Origin of the sequence: Streptomyces coeruleofuscus, from assembly GCF_039532725.1 — a bacterium.
GTDB lineage: Bacteria > Actinomycetota > Actinomycetes > Streptomycetales > Streptomycetaceae > Streptomyces > Streptomyces coeruleofuscus.
Genome location: NZ_BAAASE010000021.1, coordinates 1 through 21,027 on the forward strand (window position 1 = coordinate 1; position 21,027 = coordinate 21,027).

The 21,027-nt window shown below is 72.1% G+C and carries 14 protein-coding genes; 5 read left to right on the forward strand and 9 right to left on the reverse strand.

Going from position 1 to position 21,027, the window contains the following annotated elements; translation table 11 throughout:
* Together ABFX81_RS41740 and ABFX81_RS41745 are read right to left on the reverse strand one after the other, a co-directional pair.
* A partial coding sequence (locus ABFX81_RS41740; protein WP_346139684.1) for a maltotransferase domain-containing protein occupies nt 1-758 on the reverse strand: 758 nt, incomplete at its 3' end.
* A 215-nt stretch (nt 759-973) separates the two neighbouring features.
* Nucleotides 974-2,176: a S8 family serine peptidase gene (locus ABFX81_RS41745; RefSeq protein ID WP_086839166.1), complete on the reverse strand. Its 1,203-nt coding sequence runs from the start codon at nt 2,174-2,176 to the stop codon at nt 974-976.
* 289 nt (nt 2,177-2,465) lie between these two features.
* On the opposite strand from ABFX81_RS41745, the gene ABFX81_RS41750 reads away from it, so the two are divergent.
* Nucleotides 2,466-5,087 carry an alpha-glucan family phosphorylase gene (locus ABFX81_RS41750; protein WP_086839168.1) on the forward strand — a complete coding sequence of 874 codons (2,622 nt, stop codon included), beginning with the start codon at nt 2,466-2,468 and terminating at the stop codon, nt 5,085-5,087.
* Nucleotides 5,088-5,137: 50 nt separating this feature from the next.
* On the opposite strand, the gene ABFX81_RS41755 is transcribed toward ABFX81_RS41750, so the two are convergent.
* The 7 genes from ABFX81_RS41755 to ABFX81_RS41785 form a co-directional block, all read right to left on the reverse strand.
* Nucleotides 5,138-5,659: a DUF1990 family protein gene (locus tag ABFX81_RS41755; protein WP_086839194.1), complete on the reverse strand. Its 522-nt coding sequence runs from the start codon at nt 5,657-5,659 to the stop codon at nt 5,138-5,140.
* A gap of 68 nt (nt 5,660-5,727) precedes the next feature.
* Nucleotides 5,728-7,380 carry a M4 family metallopeptidase gene (locus tag ABFX81_RS41760; RefSeq protein ID WP_086839170.1) on the reverse strand — a complete coding sequence of 551 codons (1,653 nt, stop codon included), beginning with the start codon at nt 7,378-7,380 and terminating at the stop codon, nt 5,728-5,730.
* Between the two features lie 210 nt (nt 7,381-7,590).
* On the reverse strand, nt 7,591-9,651 hold the full coding sequence (locus tag ABFX81_RS41765; RefSeq protein ID WP_086839172.1) for a M4 family metallopeptidase: 2,061 nt from the start codon (nt 9,649-9,651) through the stop codon (nt 7,591-7,593).
* A 170-nt stretch (nt 9,652-9,821) separates the two neighbouring features.
* The gene (locus ABFX81_RS41770) at nt 9,822-11,594 is read right to left on the reverse strand and encodes an ABC transporter transmembrane domain-containing protein (protein ID WP_086839174.1); all 1,773 of its coding nucleotides are present in this window, start codon (nt 11,592-11,594) and stop codon (nt 9,822-9,824) included.
* Complete coding sequence (locus ABFX81_RS41775; RefSeq protein ID WP_086839176.1) at nt 11,591-13,366, reverse strand: ABC transporter transmembrane domain-containing protein; 1,776 nt, start codon at nt 13,364-13,366, stop codon at nt 11,591-11,593. Before ABFX81_RS41775 ends, ABFX81_RS41770 begins: the two co-directional genes overlap by 4 nt.
* Before the next feature lie 32 nt (nt 13,367-13,398).
* Nucleotides 13,399-15,294, reverse strand: coding sequence for an ATP-binding cassette domain-containing protein (locus tag ABFX81_RS41780; RefSeq protein WP_086839178.1), 1,896 nt, complete (start codon nt 15,292-15,294; stop codon nt 13,399-13,401).
* The gene (locus ABFX81_RS41785; protein ID WP_086839180.1) at nt 15,291-17,156 is read right to left on the reverse strand and encodes an ABC transporter transmembrane domain-containing protein; all 1,866 of its coding nucleotides are present in this window, start codon (nt 17,154-17,156) and stop codon (nt 15,291-15,293) included. The genes ABFX81_RS41780 and ABFX81_RS41785 overlap by 4 nt, the downstream gene beginning before the upstream one ends.
* 183 nt (nt 17,157-17,339) lie before the next feature.
* On the opposite strand from ABFX81_RS41785, the gene ABFX81_RS41790 reads away from it, so the two are divergent.
* From ABFX81_RS41790 to ABFX81_RS41805, 4 genes are read left to right on the forward strand one after another with little or no spacing between them, the layout of a single operon-like run.
* Nucleotides 17,340-18,254 (forward strand): ATP-binding cassette domain-containing protein, encoded by a 915-nt coding sequence (locus ABFX81_RS41790; RefSeq protein ID WP_086839182.1) that lies wholly within the window; start codon nt 17,340-17,342, stop codon nt 18,252-18,254.
* Complete coding sequence (locus ABFX81_RS41795; protein ID WP_086839184.1) at nt 18,251-19,000, forward strand: ABC transporter permease; 750 nt, start codon at nt 18,251-18,253, stop codon at nt 18,998-19,000. Before ABFX81_RS41790 ends, ABFX81_RS41795 begins: the two co-directional genes overlap by 4 nt.
* A 25-nt stretch (nt 19,001-19,025) precedes the next feature.
* Complete coding sequence (locus tag ABFX81_RS41800; protein WP_086839186.1) at nt 19,026-20,276, forward strand: ATP-binding protein; 1,251 nt, start codon at nt 19,026-19,028, stop codon at nt 20,274-20,276.
* Nucleotides 20,269-20,928: a response regulator gene (locus ABFX81_RS41805; protein WP_086839188.1), complete on the forward strand. Its 660-nt coding sequence runs from the start codon at nt 20,269-20,271 to the stop codon at nt 20,926-20,928. Before ABFX81_RS41800 ends, ABFX81_RS41805 begins: the two co-directional genes overlap by 8 nt.
* The last annotated feature ends 99 nt before the right edge of the window (nt 20,929-21,027 follow it).

A 21,027-nucleotide genomic window follows, 5' to 3' on the forward strand; every position in this document is an offset into this window, starting at 1 on the left:
TCCGAGCGGGGGAAGAACTCGTACCAGGAGCCGTACAGGGCCCGCTCCCGCTCGACGAGCAGGGGCAGCGGCTCTGAGGTGGTGACCAGGTCCCGCAGCGGATGCCGGGCCAGCACCTCGTCCACCTCCGGCGTCAGCGCCGCCGCCAGCCGCGCCGCCGCAAGGCGGGTCTCGTCCCGCAGGGATTCGACGGCCGCGAGGATCACGGCACGTCGGCCCCCCTCCTCGGGCACACCGGCGGCCGCCCTCTCGTACAGGCGCGCGCCCTCCTCCAGGACGGTGTCCGTGTCCATGCCCGCCGGGATCTTGATCTGCGCGTGATGGCGCCAGGTGCTGACCGGATCGCCCCACGCCTCCACGGTGAACGTCCACAGGCCGGGCTCTCCGGCCGTGACCTCGGCGCCCCACCGGTCCGTCCCGGGGGCCAGCTCCCGCATCGGCGTCCACGGGCCTGGGCGGCCCCCGGGATCCTTCAGGACGACATTGGCGGCGACCGCGTCGTGCCCCTCCCGGAACACGGTCGCCGAGATCTCGAAGGTCTCACCGGTCACGGCCTTGGCCGGCCGGCGTCCGCGCTGGACGACCGGGCTGACATCGAGAACGGGTATGCGCCCGACGGCGGTCGCCTCGCCCACGGGGGGTGGTTCCGGGACATGCGGACCGGCGTCGGCCGGGCGCGCGGGACGTGGCTCACCGCCGGGCGCGCGCGCCCCGGTGCGGCGGGTGGGGGATGGTGACGAATGGTGCTTGGCGGGCATGACCGCTCCTGTCCGCGTCAACGTGGGTGGGCGGATGTCTGTGGGGAGGTGGGTCCTGCATGGTGCTCCTGAGAGGGGTACCCGGAGGAGCCTTCCCACCCTATTCGGGTGGGCAATCCGGCACTTTGTTAACTACTCACGCGTATGTCGACACACAAGACCGGCCTCGTCCGCCGCGGACGAGGCCGGCCCCTGCGCGTGGCTGCTCCATCGCCCTAGGTGTGCGGCACCCGCAGTAACTTGTCCGGCGAACCGGGACCGCGGCCGGAGATCCTTCCTATCGCCGCTCCGCTGGTCAGGGCCGTCCCGACCTGGGCCGGAGCCGCCCTCGGGTGGTCGGCCAGATACAGCGCGGCGGCGCCCGCGGCATGCGGCGCCGCCATCGAGGTACCCGAGGACGTGGCCCGCGCCGTGTCGCTCGCCGCGGACGCGGAGGTGATGTGCACGCCCGGAGCGAAGAGATCGAGGGCCGGACCGTGGTTGGAGAAGGCCGGTTTCACATCCCTCCGGTCGGTCGCGCCGACCGTGATCGCCTGTTTGACGCGCCCCGGGGAGTACAGAGCCGCCGGCCTGCCGTCGTTGCCCGCGGCGACCGTGTAGGTGACGCCGGAGGCGATGGAGGCGCGGACGGCGGCGTCCAGCCGGTCGTTGCCCGGGCCGCCCAGGCTGAGGTTGGCGACGGCGGGTTTCTTCGCGTGCCGGGTCACCCAGTCGATCCCGGCGATCACCCGGGCCGTGGTGCCCGCTCCCGCGGCGTCGAGGACGCGTACGGAGACGACGCGGGCCTTCTTGGCGACACCGTGGTTCTTCCCGGCGACCGTGCCGGCGACGTGCGTGCCGTGGCCGTTGGCGTCCGACGCGACCGCGTCGTTCCCGACGAAGTCCCAGCCGTGCCCCGCCCGGCCGCCGAAGTCCCGGTGCGTGGTCCGGACGCCGGTGTCGATCACGTACACGGTGACCCCGGCGCCCGCCGACTGCGGCCAGGTGTAGCTCCGGTCCAGCGGCAGGCCCGGCTGGTCGACGCGGTCCAGGCCCCAGGAGGGCGGCTCGTGCCGGGTGCGGTCCAGCCGGACCCGGGTGTCCTGCACGACCGACGCGACCCGGGGGTCGGCGGCGAGCCGCCCGGCCCGTCTCTCGTCCGTCCGGATCGCGTAGCCGTTCAGGACGGTGCCGTAGATGTGGCTGATGTTCACCCCGTACTTCTCGGCGAGGGCCCGTCCGGCAGCCGACGGAGCCCGTGTGCCCTCCTTCAATGTGACCAGGTAACTTCCGTGCACGGAGCCGGGTTGTCCGGCGCCGAGTATCCGCCCCTCCGGTACGGCGTGCGCGGGCAGGGTGATGGCCGAAAACGCCGCGGCACAGATCGCCGCCGCCAGGCCCCCCGTCCAGCGCAGACGCCGTGCGCGCGTCCGTGCCATGGTCCGAGTCCCCTCCTCGATTCGGCGTACGGCTGCCGCGCAGCACCGCGTGCGGCAGGCGCGGGCCGGTACGCCAGGGGCAGCCTCTCGTGGCGTGTGAAGCGCCACAAGGACGCCTATGGGGGCGGAATCGGCCATATCCGCGGATGGGGCGGTTCCGGACGATCGGGGATTGGGTGGCGGAGCTTCACCGGAGGCGGCACCGACGCCGGTACTGTCGTAGGTGACGTCGATGAAGCCCTGTGTCAGAACCCTGCGTCATCCTGCGAACGCGCCGAGGTGGAACCCCGTGAAGGCGATCCGTCGATTCACCGTCCGACCCGTTCTCCCCGAACCCCTCCGGCCGCTCAGTGATCTGGCCCGCAACCTGCGCTGGTCGTGGCACGCGGAGACCCGTGACCTGTTCCAGTCCGTCGACCCCGAGCGCTGGGCCGCCTCGGGCGGCGACCCGGTCCGGCTGCTGGGCAGCGTGCCGCCCGCGCGGCTCGCGGACCTGGCCGGAGACCGCCGCTTCCTGCGCCGCCTCGCCGCGGTCGCGGGCGATCTGAACGACTACATGACCGGCGAGCGCTGGTACCAGGCCCAGCCCGACGAACTCCCCGCCGCGATCGCCTACTTCTCACCCGAGTTCGGCATCACGGCCGCCCTTCCGCAGTACTCCGGCGGCCTCGGCATCCTGGCCGGCGACCACCTGAAGGCGGCCAGCGACCTCGGCGTCCCGCTGATCGGCGTCGGCCTGCTCTACCGGCACGGCTACTTCCGGCAGACCCTGTCCCGGGACGGCTGGCAGCAGGAGCACTACCCCGTGCTCGACCCCAACGAGCTGCCCGTGGTCCTCCTGGAGGAGGCCGACGGCACCCCCGCCCAGGTGGCCCTCGCCCTGCCCGGCGGCAAGCAGCTGCACGCCCGGATCTGGCTGGCGCAGGTCGGCCGGGTCCCGCTGCTGATGCTGGACTCGGACGTCGAGGAGAACGACCTCGGCGAGCGCGGCGTGACCGACCGGCTCTACGGCGGCGGCAGCGAGCACCGGCTGCTCCAGGAGATGCTGCTCGGCATAGGAGGGGTCAGGGCGGTGCGCACGTACTGCCGGCTGACCGGGCACCCCGAGCCGGAGGTGTTCCACACCAACGAGGGACACGCCGGGTTCCTCGGCCTGGAGCGGATCGCCGAGCTCTGCGCCGAGGGCCTGGACTTCGACTCGGCGCTGGAGTCGGTCCGCGCCGGGACCGTCTTCACCACCCACACGCCCGTCCCGGCCGGCATCGACCGCTTCGACCGCGAGCTGGTCGCCCGCCACTTCGGCCCCGACGCCGAGCTGCCCCGCATCGACGTCGAGCGCGTCCTCAGGCTCGGCATGGAGACCTACCCCGGCGGGGAGCCCAACCTGTTCAACATGGCCGTGATGGGCCTGCGCCTCGCCCAGCGCGCCAACGGCGTCTCCCTGCTGCACGGCAACGTCAGCCGCGAGATGTTCTCCGGCCTGTGGCCCGGGTTCGACGCCGACGAGGTGCCGATCACCTCCGTGACGAACGGTGTGCACGCGCCCACCTGGGTCGCCCCGGAGGTGTTCCGGCTCGGCGCCCGGCAGATCGGCGTCCACCGCGCGGAGGACGCGCTGACCGTCGGCGGCTCGGACCGCTGGGACGCGGTGGCGGACATCCCCGACCAGGAGATCTGGGAGCTGCGGCGGGGGCTGCGCGAGCAGCTCGTGACGGAGGTGCGGGAGCGGCTGCGGGCCTCCTGGCGGCAGCGCGGGGCCGGCACGGCCGAGCTGGGCTGGATCGACGGCGTGCTCGACCCGGACGTCCTCACCATCGGCTTCGCGCGGCGCGTCCCGTCGTACAAGCGCCTGACGCTGATGCTGCGCGACCGCGACCGGCTGATGGACCTGCTGCTGCATCCCGAGCGGCCGGTCCAGATCGTCGTGGCGGGCAAGGCGCATCCCGCGGACGACGGCGGGAAGCGGCTGGTGCAGGAGCTGGTGCGGTTCGCGGACGATCCGCGGGTACGGCACCGGATCGTGTTCCTGCCGGACTACGGCATGGGGATGGCGCAGAAGCTGTACCCGGGGTGCGACATCTGGCTGAACAACCCGCTTCGCCCGCTGGAGGCCTGCGGCACGTCCGGGATGAAGGCGGCGCTCAACGGCTGTCTCAATCTGTCCGTCCTGGACGGGTGGTGGGACGAGTGGTTCCAGCCCGACTTCGGCTGGGCCATTCCCACGGCCGACGGTGTGGGGACCGACGCGGACCACCGCGACGACATAGAGGCCGCGGCGCTGTACGACCTGCTGGAGCAGCGGGTGACGCCGCGCTTCTACGAGCGCGGCGGCCAGAGCGGGCTGCCCGACCGGTGGATCGAGATGGTCCGCCAGACGCTGAGCCTGCTCGGGCCGAAGGTGCTGGCCGGGCGGATGGTCCGCGAGTACGTGGAGCGGCTCTACGCGCCCGCTGCGCTCTCCCACCGGTCCATGGGCCCGGACGCGGCGCGCGATCTCGCCGAGTGGAAGACCAGGGTGCGGGCGGCCTGGCCGGGGGTCACCGTCGACCATGTGGAGACGTCGGCGTCGGAGGCGCTGGCGGAGCTGGGTACGACGCTGGGGCTTCGCGTGCGGGTCGGCCTCGGTGAGCTCGGGCCGGACGACGTGGAGGTGCAGGCCGTTTCGGGGCGGGTGGACGAGGAGGACCACATCGCTGACGCGGCGGTCGTTCCGTTGAAGCCGGTCGGGTCCCCCGGGCAGGACGGGCGCTGGGTTTATGAGGGGCCCTTGTCGCTGGATCGCACCGGGCCTTTTGGGTATACGGTGCGGATCCTGCCTGCGCATCGGCTGTTGGCTTCGAGTGCGGAGCTGGGGCTGGTGGCCGGGCCCTCTGAGGAGCTTGTCGAGGCTGCGGGGTTGTTGATGCGTTGAGTGTTGTCTGCGGGAGCTCGGGGGCTGGTCGCGCAGTTCCCCGCGCCCCTTCAGGCCTCCGCACCACCCTGCATTGCAAGGTTCCGCAGGACGGTACCGCAGCGGCGGGCATAGGCGTGCTGGAATCCCCTGGTCGCCGGGCCGCCGGCCCTCGCGTACCACTTGGCCGCCCGGCTGAACGCGTTCACCGTCAGCCAGACCGTGCCGTCGCCCGTGCGGGCCACGACGAAGGACTCCTCGCCGCACTCGGGGTGGCCGGTCAGGGTGCCGTAGGCCCAGCCGACGCGGCGGGGCTCCTCGACCGTCCACACCACACGGCAGGGGGCCTTGATCATTCCGGCGAGGGTGACGGTGACGTCGACGCCGGGGGCGGCCCGGTCCGCGCCGGCGTCTATGCCGACGCCCAGGGCCCGGTGCATCTCCCAGGTGAGCACCGCCTCCGAGGCCCGGCGGAAGACCTCCTCGCCTTCCCCGAGGCGGGTACGCACGTTCATGAGGTGGAAGCCCGGCGGGCAGAAGCCCTCGTCACGGGTGGCCCCGACGTCGGCATAGGTGAAGTCTTCCGAAGACATGGTCACCAAGAGTAGGACGGTACCCGGAGCTGCCGTCGCTCCGGGTACCGCCCTCGCCTGCGCTTCGGTCAGCCCACGTTGACGGCGGACCAGGCGGCCGCGACCGCCTTGTACTCGGTGCTCGACGCGCCGTAGAGCGCCGAGGCCGCGTTGAGGGTCGCCGTGCGGGCGGCCGCGTACTTGGTCGTCGACGTCATGTACGTCGTCAGCGCCTTGTACCAGATCTGAAGTGCCTTGGTGCGGCCGATGCCGGTGACCGTGGAGCCGTTGGACGTCGGCGAGTCGTAGGTCACGCCGTTGATGGTCTTCGCGCCGCTGCCCTCGGACAGCAGGTAGAAGAAGTGGTTGGCGGGACCGGAGGAGTAGTGGACGTCCAGGCCGCCCAGGCTGGACGACCAGGCGTCCTTGGAGTCGCCGTCCTTGCTGGGCTTGTCCATGTAGCGCAGCGGGGAGCCGTCGCCGTTGATGTCGATCTCCTCGCCGATGAGGTAGTCACCGGCGTCGGAGGAGTTGTTGGCGAAGAACTCCGCGCCCGCGCCGAAGATGTCGCTCGTCGCCTCGTTCAGACCGCCGGACTCGCCGCTGTAGTTGAGGCCGGCCGTGGCCGACGTCAGGCCGTGGCTCATCTCGTGCGCGGCCACGTCGAGCGAGGTCAGCGGGTGGGTGTTGCCCGAGCCGTCGCCGTAGGTCATGCAGAAGCAGCCGTCCGACCAGAAGGCGTTGACGTAGTTGTTGCCGTAGTGGACGCGCGAGTAGGCCGCCTTGCCGTCGTTGCGGATGCCGCTGCGGCCGAAGGTGTTCTTGTAGAAGTCCCAGGTCACCTGGGCGCCGTAGTGGGCGTCGGCGGCGGCGGTCTCCAGGTTGGAGGGGTTGCCGGTGCCCCAGACGTCGTCGGAGCCGGAGAAGAGGGTGCCGGTGCCGGAGGTGCCGCGGCCCAGGTTGTACGTCTTGTGGCCGCCGCGCGTGCCGTCCGTCAGGGTGTAGGACGACCCGGACTTCGTGGTGCCGATGGTGACTTTGCCGCTGTAGGTGGTGTTGCCGGTGCCGGTCTCGATGCCCTGGTACTCGTAGAGCTTCTTGCCGGTGGCGGCGTCCGTGATGACGTGCAGTTCGTTCGGGGTGCCGTCCTCCTGGAGGCCGCCGACGACCGTCTCGTAGGCGAGGGTGGGCTTGCCGGCGGCCGCCCAGATCACCTTGCGGGGCGTGGAGTTCGCCTCGGTCTTCTCCGAGCCGGCCGCCTCGGCGAGCGTCACGGCCTGCTTCTCGGCCTTGGCGGCGGGGACCGCCGGCTTGAGCGAGGCGACCTTGAGCGCGGCCTTCGTCGCTCTGGTGACGCCCTTGGTCTCACCCGACTTCGACTCGTGCACGACGAGGTCGCCGCCGAGGACCGGCAGGCCCGCGTAGGTGCGCTCGTAGCGGGTGTGGACGGTGCCGTCGGCGTCCTTCACGACGTCCTTGACGACCAGCTTCTCCTGGTCGCCGAGGCCTATCTCGTCGGCGGTCCCGGTGGCGTCCGCCTGCTGCTCCTTGATGAGGGCGGCGCGGGCCGGCGCGGTCAGCAGGACGGGTGCGGCCGCCAGGGCCGGCTTGCCGGCGGCGGAGGAGTCGGCGGCGACGCTGCTGCCGGAGGTCAGGCCGGTGGTGAGCAGGGCGCCGGCCGCGACGGCGGTGGCGATGGCCAGCGTGGTGCGCTTGTGACGCGCGTAGAGAGGGGAGGTCACACGAGCTCCTAGATGTGGGGGAAGTGCTGGGGTGCTGTGCGGCGGGTGGGGGAAGAGTGGCACTTGGGACGCGTACATGTCAGGAGCACCACGTGATGTTGGCCGGAAAACGACGGCGACGTGTCGCACCCGGGACGTGAAGCGGGCGCCGCCCCGGGGGAGTCGAACCCACCGGGGCGGCGCCCTGCCCTGGGCAGACCGCGAACGGGCCTACGGGAAGGTGAGCTTCCAGCTGTTGATGTAGCCGGTGTCGCGGGCCGCGTTGTCCTGGACCCGCAGCTGCCAGACGCCGTTGGCGGCCTCGGAGGAGGCGTTCACCGTGTAGGTGGTGGCGATGTTGTCCGCGCTGCCGCCGGTTCCGTAGCCCTTCAGCGTGTACGCCGTGCCGTCGGGGGCGACGAGCTGCACCTGGAGGTCACCGATGTAGGTGTGGACGATGTCCACGGCGACCTGGAGGTTGGACGGCGCGTTGCCCGTCCGGCCGGAGACGGTGACCGGCGACGTGACCGCCGCGCCCCGGTCCGGGATCGCCACGTCGGCGGTGTTCTCGAACGACGTACCGCCGCCGCCTCCACCACCGGAGCGGGCGCCGACGTTCACGCCCGCCCACGCGTCCTGGACCGCCTTGTACTCGGCGCTGTCGGTGCCGTAGAGCTCACCGGTCGCCGCGAGGGTGCCGGTGCGGGCGCCCGCGTAGTTGGTGGTCGAGGTGAACTTGGTGGTCAGCGCGCGGAACCAGATCTTCTCCGCCTTGTCCCGGCCGATGCCGGTGACCGGAAGGCCGTCCGAGGTGGGCGAGTCGTAGGTGACACCGTTGATGGTCTTGGTGCCGCTGCCCTCGCTCAGCAGGTAGAAGAAGTGGTTCGCCGGGCCCGAGGAGTAGTGCACGTCGATCGAGCCGATGCCCGAGTACCAGGCGTCCTTGGAGTCGCCGTCCTTGCTGGGCTTGTCCATGTAGCGCAGCGGCGTGCCGTCGCCGTTGATGTCGATCTCCTCGCCGATGAGGTAGTCACCGACGTCGGAGGTGTTCTTGGCGAAGAACTCGACGGTCGCGCCGAAGATGTCGGAGGTCGCCTCGTTCAGACCGCCGGACTCGCCGCTGTAGTTGAGGCCCGCGGTGTTCGAGGTGAGCCCGTGCGTCATCTCGTGCGCGGCCACGTCGATCGACGTCAGCGGGTTGGCGTTGCCCGAGCCGTCGCCGTACGTCATGCAGAAGCAGCTGTCCGACCAGAACGCGTTGACGTAGTTGTTGCCGTAGTGGACACGGGAGTACGCGCCCACGCCGTCGCCGCGGATGCCGCTGCGGCCGTGCACGTTCTTGTAGTAGTCCCACGTCAGCGCGGCGCCGTAGTGGGCGTCGGCGGCGGCCGACTCCAGGTTGGACGGGCTGCCGTCGCCCCAGACGTCGTCGGAGCCGGAGAAGAGGGTGCCGGTGCCGGAGGTGCCGCGGTTGAGGTTGTACGTCTTGTGGTTGCCGCGGGCGCCGTCGGTGAGGTTGTACGCCGAACCCGACTGCGTGGTCGTGAGGTCGACCGTGCCGGAGTACACCGTGTTGCCGGTGCCGTTCTCGATGGCCTCCCACTCGTACAGCTTCTCGCCGGTGGTGGCGTCGGTGACGACGTGCAGTTCCTGCGGGGTTCCGTCGTGCTGGAAGCCGCCGACGACCGTCTCGTACGCCACGACCGGCTTGCCGTTCGCGGCCCAGATCACCTTGCGGGGCTCCCGGTTGACGGCCGGGTTCCTGGCGTCCTCGGCCTTGCCCGCGGCCAGGGCCTGCTGCCGGGCCTTCGCGGCGGACACCGCGGTCTTCGTCGTGGCCGGCTTGATCGCGGCGCGGGTGGCCTTCACGACGGCGGCCGTGTCGTCCGCCTTCGTGCTCTCCACGACGAGGTCGCCGCCGAGGACCGGCAGACCGTCGTAGGTGCGCTCGTAGCGCGTGTGCAGGGTGCCGTCGCGGTCCTTGAGGACGTCGCGGACGACCAGCTTCTCCTTGGTGCCGAGGCCCAGGTCCTTCGCCGTCCCGGCCTTGTCCGCGTCGGCCTCGCGGATCAGGGCGGCGCGCTGGGCGGGGGAGAGCCGGACCGACTCCGAGCCGGGGTTCGCCTTGCTCGCGGCCGACGGTGCCATCGTAGGGGCTGCGGTGGCGGTGCCGCTCTGCACGGCGGCGGCGATCAGCGCGGCGACGCCGGCGAGGGCCACGGCCGCGGTGCGGCGGGGGGTGTGGGGAGTGCGTCTGTGAGAGGTGCTTCTTCGCGAGGAACTGCTTCTCAACACTGGCTCCTTCTGCGGGACCGGGGGTCGCCCGGCCTGGGGAGGTGGAGGTGTTGCCGTGGGGTTGCCGTGGAGCAGTCGTGGGAAGCGTGGCAGGGGAGCGCGCTTTCTGTCAGGGGCGCGTCAACACTATGGCCGGAAACGGTTCGTTGACCGGAAGTTCATGTTCGCTATGCGGACGGTTCACGGGCGTCGGGCAGGTCCCCGTGCCAGGAGTGCCACAGTGCCGCGTAGGCACCGCCGGCCGCGACCAGCTCGTCGTGCGTGCCGAGTTCGGTGAGCCGGCCGTCCTCCATCACGGCCACCCGGTCGGCGTCGTGCGCGGTGTGCAGCCGGTGGGCGACGGCGATGACGGTGCGCCCCTCCAGCACGGCGGCCAGGGCACGCTCGGTGTGCCGGGCGGTCGTCGGGTCGAGCAGCGCGGTCGCCTCGTCGAGGATCAGCGTGTGCGGGTCCGCCAGCACTACGCGGGCCAGGGCGAGTTGCTGGGCCTGTGAGCCGTCGGTGCGGTGACCGCCCTGGCCGAGGCGGGTGTCCAGGCCCTCCGGCAGCTCCCGCACCCACGCGTCGGCGCCGACCACCGACAGCGCCTGCCACAACTCCTCGTCCCCGGCGGACGGTTCGGCGATCCGCAGATTGTCGCGGACCGTGCCGAGGAACACGTGGTGCTCCTGGGTGACCAGGACGACCTGGCGGCGCAGCCGCTCCGGTCCGAGCCCGACGACGGGCACGCCGCCGACCGTCACGGAGCCGGCGGTCGGCGCGTCGATGCCCGCCATCAGCCGGCTCAGTGTGGTCTTGCCGGCGCCCGACGGCCCGACCATGGCCAGCCGCTCCCCGGGCGTCACCGTCAGGTCGACGCCGCGCAGCACCTCGACACCCCCGTCGTAGGCGTAGCGCACGCCGGTGACGTCGATACGGTCGCCGTCCGGATCCGGACCCACGCCCTCCCCGGCCGCCCGCGGAGCCCGGGCCAGCCCTTCCACCCGGGCGAAGGAGGCGCCGCTGCTCTGGAGTTGCTCGACCCGCACCAGGATCTCGTCCAGCGGGCCGCTCAACTGGTGCAGATACAGGGCCGCCGCCACGACTGCCCCGAGGCTCATCGAGCCCGAGGTGTGCAGCGCCCCGCCGATCACCAGCACGCCGGCGACCGGGAGGACGTACGACACCTCCACCGCCGGGAAGAACACCGTGCGCAGGAACAGCGTGTGGAAGCGCGTACGGCGGGACGTCTCCAGCGCCTCCCGGCTCGCGGCGGTGCGCTGCCCGCGGAGCCGGAACGCCTCCACCGTGCGCGCTCCGGCCGCGGTCGCCGCGAGGATCTCCGCGACGTCCGAGGTGGCAGCTCCCTCGGCGAGATACCCGTCCCGGGCCCGCCGCAGGTACCAGCGCAACGCCAGCCAGACCGGCGTCAGGCCGAGCACGCCGACGGCACCGAGCAGCGGGTCCAGCAGGAACACCGCGCCGACCAGGAACAGGCACTGCACGAGGTTGATGAGCAGTTCCGGACCGGCGTCCCGCAGCGTGTTGCCCACGGTGGTGACGTCCGAGGTGCCGCGGGCCGTCAGGTCGCCGGTGCCGGCGCGTTCCACGACCGAGGCGGGCAGGTCGAGGGCGCGGTCCACGAACCGTTCCCGTACGCGCGCGAGGGTGCGTTCGCCGAAGCGGTGGCCTACGTAGCGGGCCCAGCGGGCCAGGAACAGCTGGGCGAGGGCGCAGACCAGGAGTACGAGGGCCAGCCGGTCCACGGCCGCCACGCCCTGCCCGGCGCGGACGTCGTCGATCATCCGGCCCAGCAGCCAGGGCCCTGCCAGACCGGCCAGGGCGGCGAGGGCGTTGAGGCCGAGGACGGTGGTGAAGGCTCGGGTGTCGGCGCGTACGAGGTCCAGCAACGCCCGCCGGACGTCCGCCCGTTCGGCCACGGGCAGGTGTGCGGGGCTCATCGGACGGCCTCCTCGTTGTCCCTGGCCACGAGGGCGCGGTAGCCGGGGGTGGTGTCGAGCAGTTCGTGGTGGCCGCCCGAGGCCGCGACCTTGCCGTCGACCAGGTAGTGGACGGTGTCCGTGCGGTCCAGGACGAGGGGGGAGGTGGTGGTCACGACCGTGGTGCGGCCGTGCCGGGCCTCTCTGAGGCGGTCGGCGACGGTGGCTTCGGTGTGGGCGTCGAGGGCGGAGGTGGGCTCGACGGTGAGGAGGATCTCCGGGGCGGCGAGGAGGGCTCTGGCCAGGCGGATGCGTTGGCGTTGGCCGCCGGAGAGGTTGCGGGCCTGGGCGGCCATGTGGGTGTTCAGGCCGTGGGGGAGGGCTTGGACGATGTCTTCGGCTGCGGCGGTGTGGAGCGCCGTCTGAAGTGCCGTGTCGTGTTGAGTGGCGGCTGCGGGTTCGTTGTGGCTTGTCGCGCCCCGCGGCGGAGCCGCATACCGACACAGCCCCGCGCCCCCAAAAGACCTGATCATGTCCTGGAGGGTTCCTGCGAACAGGTCGGACTCGTGGTCGGTCAGCAGGATGTGTTCCCGGATCTGGGGGAGCGCGATGTCGTCCAGGCGTATCCCGCCCCAGGTCGCGTTCGAAGGGGCGTACCGGGCGAGGCGGTCCAGGATCGCCGTGGCGTCGGCCGGGTGTTCCGCGACCAGGGCAGTCAGACAGCCCGGCCGGACGCGCACGCCGGACTCGGGGTCGTACAGGGCCGACGGTTCGGACGGGGCGTCCCGGGTGCCGGTGTCCGGCATCGGCTCCAGGCGCAGGAACCGTACGACGCGACGCGCGCACACCAGGCCGCGGCTGATCTGGTAGCCGCACTCCACCCAGAAGGACACCGGGCCCACCAGCACCGCGACGTAGCCGTAGACCGACACCAACTGGCCCACGGTGATGTCCCCCTGGGCGGCCAGGCGGGCCGCCAGCCAGGTCACCACGGCGAGGAAGAGGGTGGGCAGGCCGATACCGAGGGCCTGGACCCAGCTGGTCACCGCGCCGACCCGGTACCCCTGCTCGCGCAGCCGCTGCGAGTCACGGCGGAAGGCGTCCGCGACCAGCGTCTTGCCGCCCAGCCCGGCGAGGACCCGCAGGCCGCCCGCCAGGTCGCCGATCCGCGCGGTGAGCACGCCCTGCCGCTCGCGGTACTCCGTCTCGGAACCCTGTAGCCGCCCGAGCAGCGGGCCGACGAGCAGGACGATCACCGGGATGCCGAGCAGGACGACCGTGGCGATGAGCGGCGATACCGAGAGCAGCAGGACGGCGACCGCCAGATAGGCCACGACCGCGCCGACTCCGGGGCCGACCACCGTCAGCGACTGGCTGATCGTCTGCACGTCGCCCACGCCGATCGTGACGACCTCCCCGGCTCCCATCTGCCGCGGCAGCCAGGCGCCGAGCCGCACCGCATGGCCGACGACGACCTTCACCGTGCGGAAGTTGGCGTCCATACGGACACGGGTCATGGTGCGGTGGCGCATGATGCTCAGCCAGGAGTTGAACGCCCCGACCGTGAACAGCGCGCCGCTCCAGATTGCCAGCGCGCCCATGTCGCCGGGCTCCAGACCGTCGTCGATCGCCCGGGACATCAGATACGGCGTCGCCGCCAGCAGCACCATCCACACACTGCCGAACATCGCCCCGGCCGCACACCGCCAGGGCTGCCGGGCGACCAGCCACCACAGGTAACGGCCGCCGCTCCGGGAGTCGGGTGTGCCGGGGTCCTCGTACGCGTCGATCATCCGCCCGCCTCCGCCGCCCTTCCGCCGCCGTCCTACGCCAGGCTGTCCCGCCAGGCCCGGTGCAGATCCGCGAACCTGCCCGTGCCCGCGACGAGTTCGGCGGGACCGCCGTCCTCGACGATCTTCCCGTGTTCCATCACCAGGACCCGGTCCGCGATCTCGACGGTCGACAGCCGGTGCGCGATGACCACGGCCGTACGGCCCTTCAGCACCGTCGACATCGCCCGCTGCACCGCACGCTCGCCCGGGATGTCCAGCGAGCTGGTCGCCTCGTCGAGGATCAGCACCGCCGGATCCGCCAGCAACGCTCGCGCGAACGCGACCAGTTGCCGCTGACCGGCCGAGATGCGACCGCCCCGCTTGCGTACGTCGGTGTCGTAGCCGTCGGGCAAGGAGCTGATGAAGTCGTGCGCGCCGAGCTCCTTCGCCGCCCGCTCGATCTCCTCGCGCGAGGCGTCGGGCCGGCCGATCGCGATGTTGTCGGCGACCGTGCCGGAGAACAGGAAGGCCTCCTGCGTCACCATGACCACCCCGCGCCGCAGTTCGGGCACGTCGAGGTCGCGCAGGTCGACGCCGTCCAGCAGCACCCGGCCGTCGGAGGGGTCGTAGAACCGGGCCAGCAGCTTGGCCAGGGTCGACTTGCCGGCGCCCGTGGAGCCGACGACCGCGACCGTCTGCCCGGCCGGGATCGTCAGGTCGAAACGGGGCAGGACCTCGCCGCCGGTGCGGTAGCCGAAGCGGACGCCGTCGAAGACGACCTCGCGGCCCGGCTGTTCGCTCTCCAGCGCGGGGAGCTGTCGGGGACTCGTCGGCTCGGGCACGGATGGCGTCTGTGCGAGCAGCCCGGCGATCTTCTCCAGCGACGCCGCCGCCGACTGGTAGGAGTTGAGGAACATGCCGAGCCGGTCGATCGGGTCGTAGAGCCGCCGCAGGTACAGCACGGCCGCCGCCAGCACACCGAGGGCCAGCGTGCCGTCCGCGACCCGGTAGGCGCCCCACAGCACGATCGCGGCGACCGCCGTGTTGGCGACCAGCCGTGAACCGGTGACGTACCGGGCCATCTCCAGCAGCGCGTCGCCGTTGGTCCGCTCGTGCCGCTGGTTGAGCGCGCCGAAGTCCGCGTCGTTGGCCGCCTCGCGGCGGAAGGCACGCACCGGGCGGATGCCGTTCATGGTCTCGACGAACTTGACGATGACGGCGGCGATGGCGGTCGACCGCGCCCGGTACACCCGCCCGGCGCGCCGCTGGTACAGCCGCACCAGGGCGTAGAGCGGCACCAGGGACGCCACCGCCACGCCCCCGAGGCCCAGGTCGAGCCAGAGCAGCATCGCCGAGATGTAGACGAAGGACAGGATGACCGTGACGAGTTCCTGAAGGCCCTCGTCCAGCAGCTCCCGCAGGGACTCCACGTCCGTGGTGGAGCGGGAGATGAGCCGGCCCGAGGTGTAGCGCTCGTGGAAGTCGACGCTCAGTGTCTGCGCGTGGCGGAAGATCCGGCCGCGCAGGTCGAGCAGGACGTCCTGGTTGACGCGGGCCGCGGCGGTGACGAACGCGAACTGGAGCCCGCCCGCGGCCAGCGCGCACGCCAGATAGCCGACGGCCACCGCGATCAGCGGCCCGTGGTCCTGCGCCCGGAACGCCGGGACGGCACGGTCGATGGCGTACGCCACGAGCAGCGGGCCCGCTTGCACGACCGCCTGCTGGAGCAGCAGCAGGAGCGAGGTGACCGTGACGCGGGCCTTCATGGGCGCGAGCAGGGAGCGCAGCAGGGCGGCGGTGGCGCCCGGGGGTGTGGGCAGGACGTCCCGGTCGAAGGGGTCGCCGGTGGCGGAGGTCCGAGCGTCGGGCTTCTCGGTGTCGGGCTTCTCGGTGTCGGGCTTGTCGTCGTCGGGTGTCCCGTCGGCCGGTGCGGTGGTGGCCGCCGTCATCGTGCGTCCTCCTTCTCGCCGGACTGCTCGGCGGAATGTTCGCCGGACTGCTCGCCGGAATGTTCGCCGGACTGCTCGCCCGGCTGTTCCCCTGACTGTTCGCCGGACATCAAGTGCGCGTACTCGGCGTTCGTGCGCAGCAGTTCGTGGTGGGTGCCGACCGCGGCGATCCGGCCGCCGGACAGCAGCGCGACACGGTCGGCGAGCAGCACCGTGGACGGGCGGTGCGCCACGATCAGGGCGGTGGTGTCCGCGAGGACCTGTCGCAGGGCGGCCTCGACGGCGGCCTCGGTGTGCACGTCCAGGGCCGACAGCGGGTCGTCCAGGACGAGGAACTCTGGCTGTCCGACGACAGCTCTGGCCAGGGCCAGGCGCTGCCGCTGCCCGCCGGAGAGGCTGAGGCCCTGCTCGCCCACCTGGGTGTCCGTCCCCTGCGGCAGGGCGTGCACGAAGTCGGCCTGGGCGACGGCCAGGGCGCGCTCCAGCTCCGCCGGGCCGGCCCTGTCGTCGGCCCCCATGAGAACGTTGTCGCCGACCGCGGCCGAGAACAGCGTGGGCTCCTCGAAGGCGACCGCGACCTTGGCGCGCAGCGCCTCTCTGGACAGGGTCGTGATGTCGACGCCGTCGAGGGTGATGCGGCCCGAGGCCACCTCGTAGAAGCGGGGGATGAGCGCCGTGAGGGTGGTCTTGCCGCTGCCGGTCGCTCCGACCAGGGCCATGGACTCGCCGGGGCGGATGTGGAGGTCCACCTTGTCCAGGACGGGAGGGGAGCCGGGCGGGGCGTCCGGGTAGCGGAAGGTCACGTCGTGGAACCGGAGACCGGACCCCGTCGCGGTCGGCGACGCGGGACCACCGTAAGCCCCCCGCTCCTCGGCGTCCTCGTCCATCACCTCGAAGTACCGCTCCGTCGCCGTCGCCGCCTCCTGGCTCATCGCCAGCAGGAACCCGATCGACTCCACCGGCCACCGCAGCGCCAGCGCCGTGGACAGGAACGCCACCAGCGTCCCCGCCGACAGCTCCCCGTCGGCCACCTGCACCACCCCCACCACCAGCGCCGCCCCGATCGCGACCTCCGGCAGCGTCACGATGACGCCCCAGATCGTCGCCAGCAGCCGCGCCTTGCGCAGCTCCGTGCCGCGCAGCGTCCCCGACAGGTCCCGGAACGCACGGGCCTGGCTCCGGTGCCGGCCGAAGCCCTTGATGATGCGGATGCCGAGCACGCTCTCCTCGACGACCGTCGTCAGGTCGCCGACCTGGTCCTGGGCGAGCCGGGCCACCTTGGCGTACCGCTTCTCGAAGATCACGCACGTGACCATCACGGGCACGGCGGGCCCGAGGATCACCAGCCCCAGGGTCCAGTCCTGGAGCAGCATGATGACCACGCCGACGAGGATCGTCACGCCGTTGACCAGCAGGAAGGTCAGCGGGAAGGCGAGGAACATGCGCAGCAGCATCAGGTCCGTCGTCCCCCGGGACAGCAACTGTCCCGAGGCCCACCGGTCGTGGAAGGCCACCGGCAGCCGCTGGAGGTGACGGTACAGATCCGCCCGCATGGACGCCTCGACGTGGGAGAGCGGACGCGCCACCAGCCACCGCCGCAGCCCGAACAGCAGGGCCTCGGCGAGGCCGAGCAGCAGCAGGTACAGCGCGCCGAGCCAGACCCCGCCCGGGTCCCGGTCCGCGATGGGCCCGTCCACCATCCACTTCAGGACGAGCGGGATCACCAGGGCCACGCAGGAGGCGAGTACCGCCACGAACGCGGCGGTGAACAGCCGCACCCGCACGGGCCGCACGTACGGCCACAGGCGCAGCAGCGTACGCACGGCGGAACGGTCCTGGGCGGGGGCGGGTGTCGTGGCCATCAGCAGCGAGCCTACGGATCGCCACTGACACTGCCCACCGGGTTTCCGCCGCACCCGGGCCGGCCGCCGGTCCTGCGACCTGGGCGTTCGAGGGGTCTTACGGTGGCATCAACCGATCGGATGATGCCCGTTCGAGCGCGACGGCCGATGCGCCGGTACCCACCGCGCCGCGACCCTCGTCCCATGCCGACCGCACCTGTCATCGAAGTCACCGAGTTGCGCAAGAGCTACGCCGGACGGCCCGCCGTCGACGGTGTCTCCTTCGCCGTGGAGGAGGGGGAGATCTTCGGGATCCTCGGGCCGAACGGCGCCGGGAAGACCACCACCGTGGAGTGCGTGGAGGGCCTGCGCGTGCCCGACTCCGGCCGGGTCCGCGTCACGGGCCTGGACCCCGTCACCGAGCACGAGGCCACCCGCCGCGTGCTCGGCGCGCAGCTCCAGGAGAGCGAGTTGCAGGCCAAGCTCACCGTCCGCGAGGCGCTGGAGCTGTACAGCGCCTTCTACCCGAGCCCGCTCGACTGGCGGCCCCTCGCCGAACGCCTCGGCCTCACGGCCAAGTTGACGACCCGGTTCGCCAGGCTCTCCGGCGGTCAGAAGCAGCGGCTGTTCATCGCGCTCGCGCTGGTGGGCAATCCGCGGGCCGTCGTCCTGGACGAGCTGACGACAGGCCTCGACCCGCGCGCCCGCCGGGACACCTGGGAACTGATCGAGGACATCCGCGCGAACGGCGTGACCGTCCTCCTCGTCACCCACTTCATGGAGGAGGCGCAGCGGCTGTGCGACCGCATCGCCGTGATCGACAAGGGCCGGGTGGCCGCCCTGGACACCCCGGCCGGGCTGATCCGCCGCTCGGCGGGCGCCACCGTCATCAGCTTCACGCCGTCCGCCCCCCTGGACGACCGTGACCTGAACGCCCTGCCCGCGCTCGCGTCGGTCGAGTACAAGGAGGGCCGCGTCACCCTGTCCGGCACCGACGAGACGGTCAACGCCGTCCTCACCCTCCTCGCCCGCGCCCGCGTCACGGCCCACCAGCTCCGGGTCACCGACGCCACGCTGGACGACGCGTTCCTCGACCTCACCAAGGAGGCAGCGGCATGAGCACGCACCTGGTCAACCCCGCCGTACTGAGGAGCGAGGTCCGCCTGTTCCGCCGGGAGCCCGGGAGCCTCTTCTGGATCCTGGTGTTCCCGACCCTGCTGCTGGCGATCCTCGGCTCGATCCCGTCCTTCCGCGAGGCCGACCCGTCCTTCGGCGGGCTGCGCCCGGTCGACGGCTACGTCCCGGTCAGCGTGCTGCTCGGCCTGATCATGGGCGGGATCCAGGCGATGCCGCAGACCCTGACCGGCTACCGCGAGCGGGGGATCCTGCGCCGGATGTCCACGACGCCGGTGCGGCCCGCCGCCCTGCTGTCCGCGCAGATGCTGCTGTACGGCGGGGCCGCCCTGGTGTCGGCGCTGCTCGTCCTCGCGGTCGGCCGGCTCGCCTTCGGCGTACGGCTGCCTCGGCAGGGCTTCGGATACGCCCTCGCCCTGCTCCTGGCCGTCCTGGTCGCCCTCGCGCTGGGCGCGGTGATCTCCGCGCTGTCCCGGTCGACGAAGATCGCCGGCGCCATCGGGTCGGCGGTGTTCTTCCCGGCGATGTTCTGCGCGGGCGTGTGGATGCCGGTGCAGACCATGCCGGACGTCCTCGCCCGGTGCGTCGGCTTCACACCGTTCGGGGCGGCGGCCGAGGCCTTGAACCAGGCCGCGGCGGGGGACTGGCCGGGCTGGGGCCACCTGGGAGTGCTCGTGGCCTGGACGGTGCTGCTGACGGCCGCTGCCTCGCGCTGGTTCCGCTGGGAGTAGGCGAACAGCCGTGCAGACTGGGGAGATGACCGCGGCGGACGAGAGAATCGAGCACCGTCAGAACCAGTTCCACACCTGGGGCGTCTACGGGCTGCTCGCCGCCTCCACCCTCCTCTCGGTCGCCGCGCACGAGCTGATGACGAGCCCCGCCGAGTGGTACGCGGGCGGTGCGCTGGTCGTCGCCGCGGTGCTGCTCCAGCTGTGGCACGGGCCCCGCCGCGGCCGCCGGACCCCGTCCCGGCGCGGGACCGTCTACTACGTCCTGCGCTGGGCGATCGCCTTCGCCCTCACATGGCTGAACCCGTTCTTCGGGTTCTACGCGTCCACCGGCTACTTCGACAGCGACGAGCTGATCCCCGGAAAGCGCCGGCAGTGGCTCGGTCTCCTGGCCACCGTCGTCGTGGTGGCGGGCTCGCAGTCCGGCGGGATGCCGTTCCGCAGCCCCATCCAGTGGCTGCTGTTCGCCGTGCTGCTGGTCGCGAACTACGGCCTGCTGACGGTGGTCGGCCACATCACGCAGCAGGAGGAACAGCGCTCCCGCGAGCGGGCCGTCACCATCACCGAACTCGAAAGCGCCAACGCCGCCCTGCAACGGGCCCTCGACGAGAACGCCGCCCTGCACGCCCAACTCCTCGTCCAGGCACGGGAAGCGGGCGTCGCCGACGAGCGCCGGCGACTGGCCGCCGAGATCCACGACACCATCGCCCAGGGGCTGACCGGCATCATCGCCCAGCTCCAGGTCGTCGCGAACGCCCCCGACCTGGCCGTGGCCCGCACGCACCTCGAACGCGCCTCGGACCTGGCCCGGCACAGTCTCGGCGAGGCCCGCCGCTCGGTGCACAACCTCGCCCCCGTGGCCCTGGCCGACGCCGGACTGCCGGAGGCCCTGAAGAGGACGGTCGCCGAGTGGGGCGAACGGACGGGTGTACCCGCCGAGTTCACGGTCACCGGCACGGCCGAGCAGCTCCACGAGGAACTCGCGGCCACCCTCCTGCGGATCGTCCAGGAGGCCCTGTCCAACAGCGCCCGGCACGCGGCGGCCGGCCGAGTCGGCGTCACGCTGTCGTTCCTCGGCGACGAGGTCATTCTCGACATCCGCGACGACGGCCGCGGCTTCGACCCGCTCGCCGTCCCCGCCCGCACCAGCACCGGCGGCTTCGGCCTGGACGGCATGCGTGCCCGCGCCGAACGCATCGCCGGCTCCCTCACCGTCGAGTCCGAGCCGGGCCAGGGTACGGCGGTCTCCGCTCGCGTACCGTTGGTCCGCCATGACTGAAGACGCCCCGGCGGGTGACGCCGCGATCACCCTGCTCATCGTCGACGACCACCCCGTCGTACGGGACGGCCTGCGCGGCATGTTCGAGTCCGCCCCGGGATTCACGGTCCTGGCGGAGGCGTCGAACGGCGTCGAGGCGGTCTCCCTCGCCACCGGCCTGGACCCGGACGTGGTCCTGATGGACCTGCGCATGCCCGGCGGCGGGGGAGTGGACGCCATCCGTGAACTGACGCGCACCGGCGCCCGCGCCAAGGTCCTCGTCCTCACCACCTACGACACCGACTCCGACACCCTCCCCGCGATCGAGGCGGGCGCCACGGGCTACCTGCTCAAGGACGCGCCCCGCGAGGAGCTGTTCACCGCCGTACGGGCGGCCGCAGAGGGCCGTACGGTCCTCTCCCCGGCCGTGGCCTCCCGCCTGGTCTCCGCGGTCCGGACTCCCAGGTCCCCCGGCAACGAGCCGCTCTCCGCGCGCGAACGCGAGGTGCTGGCCCTGGTCGCCAGGGGCACGTCCAACCGCGAGATCGCCCGTGAACTGTTCATCAGCGAGGCGACCGTGAAGACCCACCTCACCCACCTCTACGCCAAGCTCGGCGTCAAGGACCGCGCGGCGGCGGTGGCGGTGGCGTACGACCGCGGGATCCTCGGCTAGTCCTCTTCGCAGTGGCGTGATGGGCGCGTGAGGTGTGCGTGAGCCGTCGCTGGGAGCGTGGCCGTCGTCAAGGACAGTCTGGGAAAAGGGGATTCGCGT

Bases quoted from the DNA above. Each gene is read 5' to 3' on its own strand.
- ABFX81_RS41745 (WP_086839166.1), bottom strand. From the start codon at position 2,176: ATGGCACGGACGCGCGCACGGCGTCTGCGCTGGACGGGGGGCCTGGCG.
- ABFX81_RS41755 (WP_086839194.1), bottom strand. From the start codon at position 5,659: ATGTCTTCGGAAGACTTCACCTATGCCGACGTCGGGGCCACCCGTGAC.
- ABFX81_RS41770 (WP_086839174.1), bottom strand. From the start codon at position 11,594: ATGAGCCCCGCACACCTGCCCGTGGCCGAACGGGCGGACGTCCGGCGG.
- ABFX81_RS41775 (WP_086839176.1), bottom strand. From the start codon at position 13,366: ATGATCGACGCGTACGAGGACCCCGGCACACCCGACTCCCGGAGCGGC.
- ABFX81_RS41780 (WP_086839178.1), bottom strand. From the start codon at position 15,294: ATGACGGCGGCCACCACCGCACCGGCCGACGGGACACCCGACGACGAC.
- ABFX81_RS41785 (WP_086839180.1), bottom strand. From the start codon at position 17,156: ATGGCCACGACACCCGCCCCCGCCCAGGACCGTTCCGCCGTGCGTACG.
- ABFX81_RS41790 (WP_086839182.1), top strand. From the start codon at position 17,340: ATGCCGACCGCACCTGTCATCGAAGTCACCGAGTTGCGCAAGAGCTAC.
- ABFX81_RS41795 (WP_086839184.1), top strand. From the start codon at position 18,251: ATGAGCACGCACCTGGTCAACCCCGCCGTACTGAGGAGCGAGGTCCGC.
- ABFX81_RS41800 (WP_086839186.1), top strand. From the start codon at position 19,026: ATGACCGCGGCGGACGAGAGAATCGAGCACCGTCAGAACCAGTTCCAC.
- ABFX81_RS41805 (WP_086839188.1), top strand. From the start codon at position 20,269: ATGACTGAAGACGCCCCGGCGGGTGACGCCGCGATCACCCTGCTCATC.